Origin of the sequence: Gordonia sihwensis NBRC 108236 (assembly GCF_000333035.1) — a bacterium.
Lineage (GTDB): Bacteria > Actinomycetota > Actinomycetes > Mycobacteriales > Mycobacteriaceae > Gordonia > Gordonia sihwensis.
Genome location: NZ_BANU01000023.1, coordinates 1 through 6,580, shown reverse-complemented (window position 1 = coordinate 6,580; position 6,580 = coordinate 1). Strand labels below are relative to the sequence as shown.

The following is a 6,580-nucleotide window of genomic DNA, read 5'->3' as shown; positions in this document are numbered from 1 at the left end:
GCACCACATCAGGCTCGTCGAGCCGCACCGGAGCGCAGCGACGGAGCGAGTCGAGACCACCCACCGCCACACACCACCCGCCCCGAAACCACCGAGTGCCGCCCACATCCAGATGCGGGCGGCACTCGGCGCGGTTCAGCGGGAGGTCACTCCCATTCGATCGTGCCCGGCGGCTTGCTCGTCACGTCGAGCACCACGCGGTTCACGTCCGGGACCTCGTTGGTGATGCGGGTCGAGATCGTCTCCAGGACCTCGTACGGCACGCGCGTCCAGTCGGCGGTCATCGCGTCTTCGCTCGACACCGGGCGCAGCACGATCGGGTGACCGTACGTACGACCGTCGCCCTGCACTCCGACGCTGCGGACGTCGGCCAGCAGGACTACTGGGCACTGCCAGATCTGGCCGTCGAGGCCGGCGGACGTCAGTTCCTCGCGCGCGATCAGGTCCGCCTTGCGCAGCAGTTCGAGGCGGTCCTTGGTGACCGATCCGACGATGCGGATCGCGAGACCGGGGCCCGGGAACGGCTGTCGGGCGACGATCTCCTCCGGCAGACCGAGTTCACGGCCGACGGCACGGACCTCGTCCTTGAAGAGGAGGCGCAGCGGTTCGACGAGCTTGAACTCGAGGTCTTCCGGCAGGCCGCCGACGTTGTGGTGGCTCTTGATGTTCGCGGTTCCGCTGCCGCCGCCGGATTCGACGACGTCCGGGTACAGGGTGCCCTGAACGAGGAAGTCGACCTTCTTGCCCGCGGCGGCCTGGTCGCCCAGCACCTCCGACACCGCGCCCTCGAAGGAGCGGATGAACTCGCGGCCGATGATCTTGCGTTTGGTCTCCGGATCGGAGACGCCGTCGAGGTGGCCGAGGAAGACGTCCTCGGCGTCCACCGTCACCAGCCGCGCGCCCGTCGCCGCGACGAAGTCGGTCTGCACCTGCTCGCGTTCACCGGCGCGCAGCAGTCCGTGGTCGACGAAAACACAGGTCAGACGGTCGCCGATCGCGCGCTGCACCAGTGCTGCCGCCACCGCCGAGTCGACGCCGCCGGACAGTCCGCAGATCGCGAGACCCTCGTCGCCGACCTGCTCCCGGATGTCGGCGATGAGCGCCTCGGCGATGTTCGCCGCGGTCCACGTCGGCGTGAGGTTCGCGATCTCGTAGAGGAAGCGGGTCAGCACTTCCTGGCCGTGCGGGCTGTGCAGGACCTCCGGGTGGTACTGCACGCCGGCCATCTGCCGCTCCGCGCACTCGAACGCGGCGACCGGCGCGCCCGGCGTGGACGCGGTGACGGTGAAGCCCTCCGGGGCCACCTGCACGGCGTCGTTGTGGCTCATCCACACCGGCTGCGACTCCGGCAGTCCGCGGTGCAGTTTGCCGCCGTCGGCGACCGTGAGCGTTGTCCGGCCGAACTCGCGTCCGCCGGTGTTCGCGACGGTGCCGCCGAGAGCGGCCGTCATCTTCTGGAATCCGTAGCAGATGCCGAATACCGGAACTCCGAGGTCGAAGAGCTTCTCGTCGATGGTCGGCGCATCGTCGGCGTACACCGACGCCGGTCCGCCCGACAGGATCAGCGCGGCCGGATTCTTGGCCTTGATCTCTTCCAGCGTCGCGTCGTGCGCGATCACTTCCGAGTAGATGCGGGCCTCGCGAACGCGGCGAGCGATCAGCTGCGCGTACTGGGCTCCGAAGTCGACGACGAGTACGGGACGCGGGTGGTCGGGGGATGTTTCCGTCACGACGTGAAGTCTATCTTGCGCGCGATCGTCGCTGGTGGTCCGGACCAGCCGCGCTCAGTGGCGGTGCACGGGCTCCGACGTCGCATCGATCGCACCGCAGTGCGATCGATGCGTGGATCGACGCGCTCTGAACCAACCTCCTGCTCCGGAAAGCCGTTGCGATGCCTCTGTTAGCTCCCCTGGTTCCGCTCGACGCCGATCAACGATTCGAAACCGAAATGGGGCCGGACACCGTGGGGAATTCGCGATCGCGGTCGGCTAAAGTGATTGAAGAATCGCTTCCCGGCGTGCGAACATGCAGGTCAGGAAGTGTGCTCCCCGCGCGAGCGGGGATGGTCCCGGGTTCTTCGAGTAATCCTCCGGCTTGCCGATGTGCTCCCCGCGCGAGCGGGGATGGTCCCGGTAACGCCATGATTATGGGCGGTGCGGCACGGTGCTCCCCGCGCGAGCGGGGATGGTCCGGAGAAGCGATGACCGAGTGCCAGAACTGCGGGGGTGCTCCCCGCGCGAGCGGGGATGGTCCGCCGTGGCAAGTGTCCATCCTCCGCGCACTCGAGTGCTCCCCGCGCGAGCGGGGATGGTCCGCGGGTTCCCCGACTGGGTTAAGAAGCTCGCCTGTGCTCCCCGCGCGAGCGGGGATGGTCCCAGCTTGATGATCTCAGTGATGATCGGGGCGAGGTGCTCCCCGCGCGAGCGGGGATGGTCCCGCCAAGACTGGTGGGACGCTGATCGACAAGAAGTGCTCCCCGCGCGAGCGGGGATGGTCCCACGAAGATCAGCATGTTCGGCGGTAAGACGTTGTGCTCCCCGCGCGAGCGGGGATGGTCCCTGGCCCGACTGGGTCGCGTCAGCAGCGACCGTGTGCTCCCCGCGCGAGCGGGGATGGTCCCCACGCCGGGATCACGCCTCAAATCGTAGAATCGTGCTCCCCGCGCGAGCGGGGATGGTCCCGCCGCAGCAACCGCGCGCCGCCGCGAATCCCAGTGCTCCCCGCGCGAGCGGGGATGGTCCCATCGAATCGAAACCCCGGTAGGCATCGCCTCCGTGCTCCCCGCGCGAGCGGGGATGGTCCCATCGCACCGTTCCTCGGCGGCAGCGTGGACGAGTGCTCCCCGCGCGAGCGGGGATGGTCCCGACGTCGCGCGCTGCGACAGAGACGTGAACTGGTGCTCCCCGCGCGAGCGGGGATGGTCCGGTGCCGAAATACTCGCCACCAGTGCGGATCTTGTGCTCCCCGCGCGAGCGGGGATGGTCCCCGGGTCGGGATCGGTGTTGCATCCCATCCAGGGTGCTCCCCGCGCGAGCGGGGATGGTCCCACAGTCTCGAGGACGTTGATGTTGTCATCCTCGTGCTCCCCGCGCGAGCGGGGATGGTCCTGGGTTGTCGGAGGCGGCGTGGCGTCAGCAGATGTGCTCCCCGCGCGAGCGGGGATGGTCCCGCGTCCGGCGACGGCGGTAACGGCGGCGCGGGGTGCTCCCCGCGCGAGCGGGGATGGTCCCGCCCAGGAGGTCCGCAATAGACCGCGCCAAGGGTGCTCCCCGCGCGAGCGGGGATGGTCCGCGTTCTTCGGGATCGGTCAGGTCGCAGTTCTCGTGCTCCCCGCGCGAGCGGGGATGGTCCCCTCGACACCCATCGCCTGCAATAGGTCGTGCAGTGCTCCCCGCGCGAGCGGGGATGGTCCCGCTTCCCGAACACGCCGGCGATCGACTTCATGGTGCTCCCCGCGCGAGCGGGGATGGTCCCGATCCACGTTTTCGTCGACGCCGACGATCCGAGTGCTCCCCGCGCGAGCGGGGATGGTCCTGGTTTGTCGGAGGCGGCGTGGCGTCAGCAGATGTGCTCCCCGCGCGAGCGGGGATGGTCCGTCGGCGTATGTGCGGACACGGTGGCCAGCCGAGTGCTCCCCGCGCGAGCGGGGATGGTCCTCCTGACTGTCGCTGGTCCGGGGTCAAGGTTCGGTGCTCCCCGCGCGAGCGGGGATGGTCCGGTGATCGGTCAGCACGGACTGCCGCAGACACAGTGCTCCCCGCGCGAGCGGGGATGGTCCCGCGTTGAGGATCGAACCGAGGCTGCCTACGCCGTGCTCCCCGCGCGAGCGGGGATGGTCCTCGGAAGCGACCCACCACCCAAGCCCTCGATGAGTGCTCCCCGCGCGAGCGGGGATGGTCCCATCGCCTCCTGTACCGCGGCTTTGACCCCGGCGTGCTCCCCGCGCGAGCGGGGATGGTCCCCAACCATTGAACAACCCGGAGATGATGTCCGTGTGCTCCCCGCGCGAGCGGGGATGGTCCGAACAAGGGCCTGCTGAAGCAGCTGTCGCCCCGGTGCTCCCCGCGCGAGCGGGGATGGTCCTGAGCGCGCCGGTGATCCTGTCGAGCGTCCTCGAGTGCTCCCCGCGCGAGCGGGGATGGTCCGACGGGGAACCGTCCGATGCCGACCTATTCCTCGTGCTCCCCGCGCGAGCGGGGATGGTCCCACGGGCGTGAACGACGTCGTCGTCCGCACCGTGTGCTCCCCGCGCGAGCGGGGATGGTCCTCTGATCGACAGTATCGAGTCGGGGTGGCGATAGTGCTCCCCGCGCGAGCGGGGATGGTCCGCAGGTCAGCGATCATCGAGGTCCTCACTTCCAGTGCTCCCCGCGCGAGCGGGGATGGTCCCTCCCGTTTCCGTCCCGTCGGACATCGACCGGCGTGCTCCCCGCGCGAGCGGGGATGGTCCCCCAGACCCGGACATCACGACACAGCACCGGTGGTGCTCCCCGCGCGAGCGGGGATGGTCCTTTGACGGGAACGACCCGCCGTCGCTGATCGCGGTGCTCCCCGCGCGAGCGGGGATGGTCCCCAAGGTGGGCCCTGCGGCAGTATCTCTCGCTTGTGCTCCCCGCGCGAGCGGGGATGGTCCCGACAACGTGATCATCCACGGCACGACATCGACGTGCTCCCCGCGCGAGCGGGGATGGTCCGGTTGGGTGTTGTAGTGCGCATCGGTCAATTCCGTGCTCCCCGCGCGAGCGGGGATGGTCCTCCAGCGCACCAGGATGCGCGGCCTCGATCTTCGTGCTCCCCGCGCGAGCGGGGATGGTCCACTCCTTCCGGATCACGAACTCATCAGCATGCAGTGCTCCCCGCGCGAGCGGGGATGGTCCTACGGCGATCCACTGACCAGCCGCAAGCAGTGTGTGCTCCCCGCGCGAGCGGGGATGGTCCGCAGGCTGGTCCGTATCAGCAGGTGATCGACTCGTGCTCCCCGCGCGAGCGGGGATGGTCCGCCCCGGTGAGCATCCAACCCAGATACGACGGAGTGCTCCCCGCGCGAGCGGGGATGGTCCGTTCGATCCGTTCAAGCCGTTCCAGGACCAGTAGTGCTCCCCGCGCGAGCGGGGATGGTCCTCTCCTCGTCGGAGTCGGGGTTGGTGATGAACCGTGCTCCCCGCGCGAGCGGGGATGGTCCCGGATACCGGACTGGTAGTTGCCGAGGATCGCAGTGCTCCCCGCGCGAGCGGGGATGGTCCCACTGGCGCCGACCTGGCGTCGGCTACGTCGGGGTGCTCCCCGCGCGAGCGGGGATGGTCCCGGCTACGACCACCGCAAGCCGACCGCCAAGGGGTGCTCCCCGCGCGAGCGGGGATGGTCCCCGTGACAGAACAAGACCAGTAACGACTTTGTCGTGCTCCCCGCGCGAGCGGGGATGGTCCCCCCGGGAGGCGATGCCTACCGGGGTTCCTTCGGTGCTCCCCGCGCGAGCGGGGATGGTCCTGTCGCGCGACTCCTTCGGGATGCCCTGCATCTGTGCTCCCCGCGCGAGCGGGGATGGTCCCTGTACACCGAAGCCGGGTTCGGTCCGCACGGGGTGCTCCCCGCGCGAGCGGGGATGGTCCCTCGGGTCTGGTGTGGACGCGCCCGGCGACCGAGTGCTCCCCGCGCGAGCGGGGATGGTCCCGGCTACGGCACTCACGGTGCGGGCGGTATCGGGTGCTCCCCGCGCGAGCGGGGATGGTCCCACGAGCACGCCGGTCGGCAGTCGTACGCGGTCGTGCTCCCCGCGCGAGCGGGGATGGTCCCATGGGCAGACGGTAGCGCTGGCGGGACCCCGAGTGCTCCCCGCGCGAGCGGGGATGGTCCCCCCGGTGCCGGCATGAGTGCCCCGGTCACCCAGTGCTCCCCGCGCGAGCGGGGATGGTCCGATCCGGACCATCTGCCCGATCCCCGACGCCAGGTGCTCCCCGCGCGAGCGGGGATGGTCCGTTGATGACGAGGCACCCGAAGTCATCCCGGAAGTGCTCCCCGCGCGAGCGGGGATGGTCCCTCGAGTCGCATGCTGAGCGGATCTGCGATCGCGTGCTCCCCGCGCGAGCGGGGATGGTCCCGGCGTCGGGAACGATTCGATCGTCCCGAACGGGTGCTCCCCGCGCGAGCGGGGATGGTCCGGTGTCGTACGTCGACACCTACGTCACCGACGCGTGCTCCCCGCGCGAGCGGGGATGGTCCCACCGGCAGCGGAGTCGTTCTCGACCTCGGTGAGTGCTCCCCGCGCGAGCGGGGATGGTCCTACTGGGGCCGAGTGTTGTCACCAGCCTTCATCGTGCTCCCCGCGCGAGCGGGGATGGTCCGCAGATCGCGGAGAGGAAGCCTGCGCCGTCGACGTGCTCCCCGCGCGAGCGGGGATGGTCCCTGCGCGATCATCGGGGCAACCTGGCCTCCGATGTGCTCCCCGCGCGAGCGGGGATGGTCCCAGTGGATGGGTCCGACGAGACGGCTTCGCCGCGTGCTCCCCGCGCGAGCGGGGATGGTCCCAGCCGCGCACTCTTGTAGGGGTTCATGCAGGTGTGCTCCCCGCGCGAGCGGGGAT

Annotated in this window: 1 protein-coding gene and 1 CRISPR repeat array; the gene reads right to left on the bottom strand. The window is 70.0% G+C overall.

The genetic code is table 11. The features are described 5' to 3' along the window. Positions 1-146: 146 nt before the first annotated feature. The gene (gene guaA / locus GSI01S_RS13825; protein WP_006897205.1) at positions 147-1,730 is read right to left on the bottom strand and encodes a glutamine-hydrolyzing GMP synthase; all 1,584 of its coding nucleotides are present in this window, start codon (positions 1,728-1,730) and stop codon (positions 147-149) included. A 311-nt stretch (positions 1,731-2,041) separates the two neighbouring features. Further along, positions 2,042-6,524: a CRISPR direct-repeat array (repeat unit 28 nt; unit sequence GTGCTCCCCGCGCGAGCGGGGATGGTCC). Between the last annotated feature and the right edge of the window lie 56 nt (positions 6,525-6,580).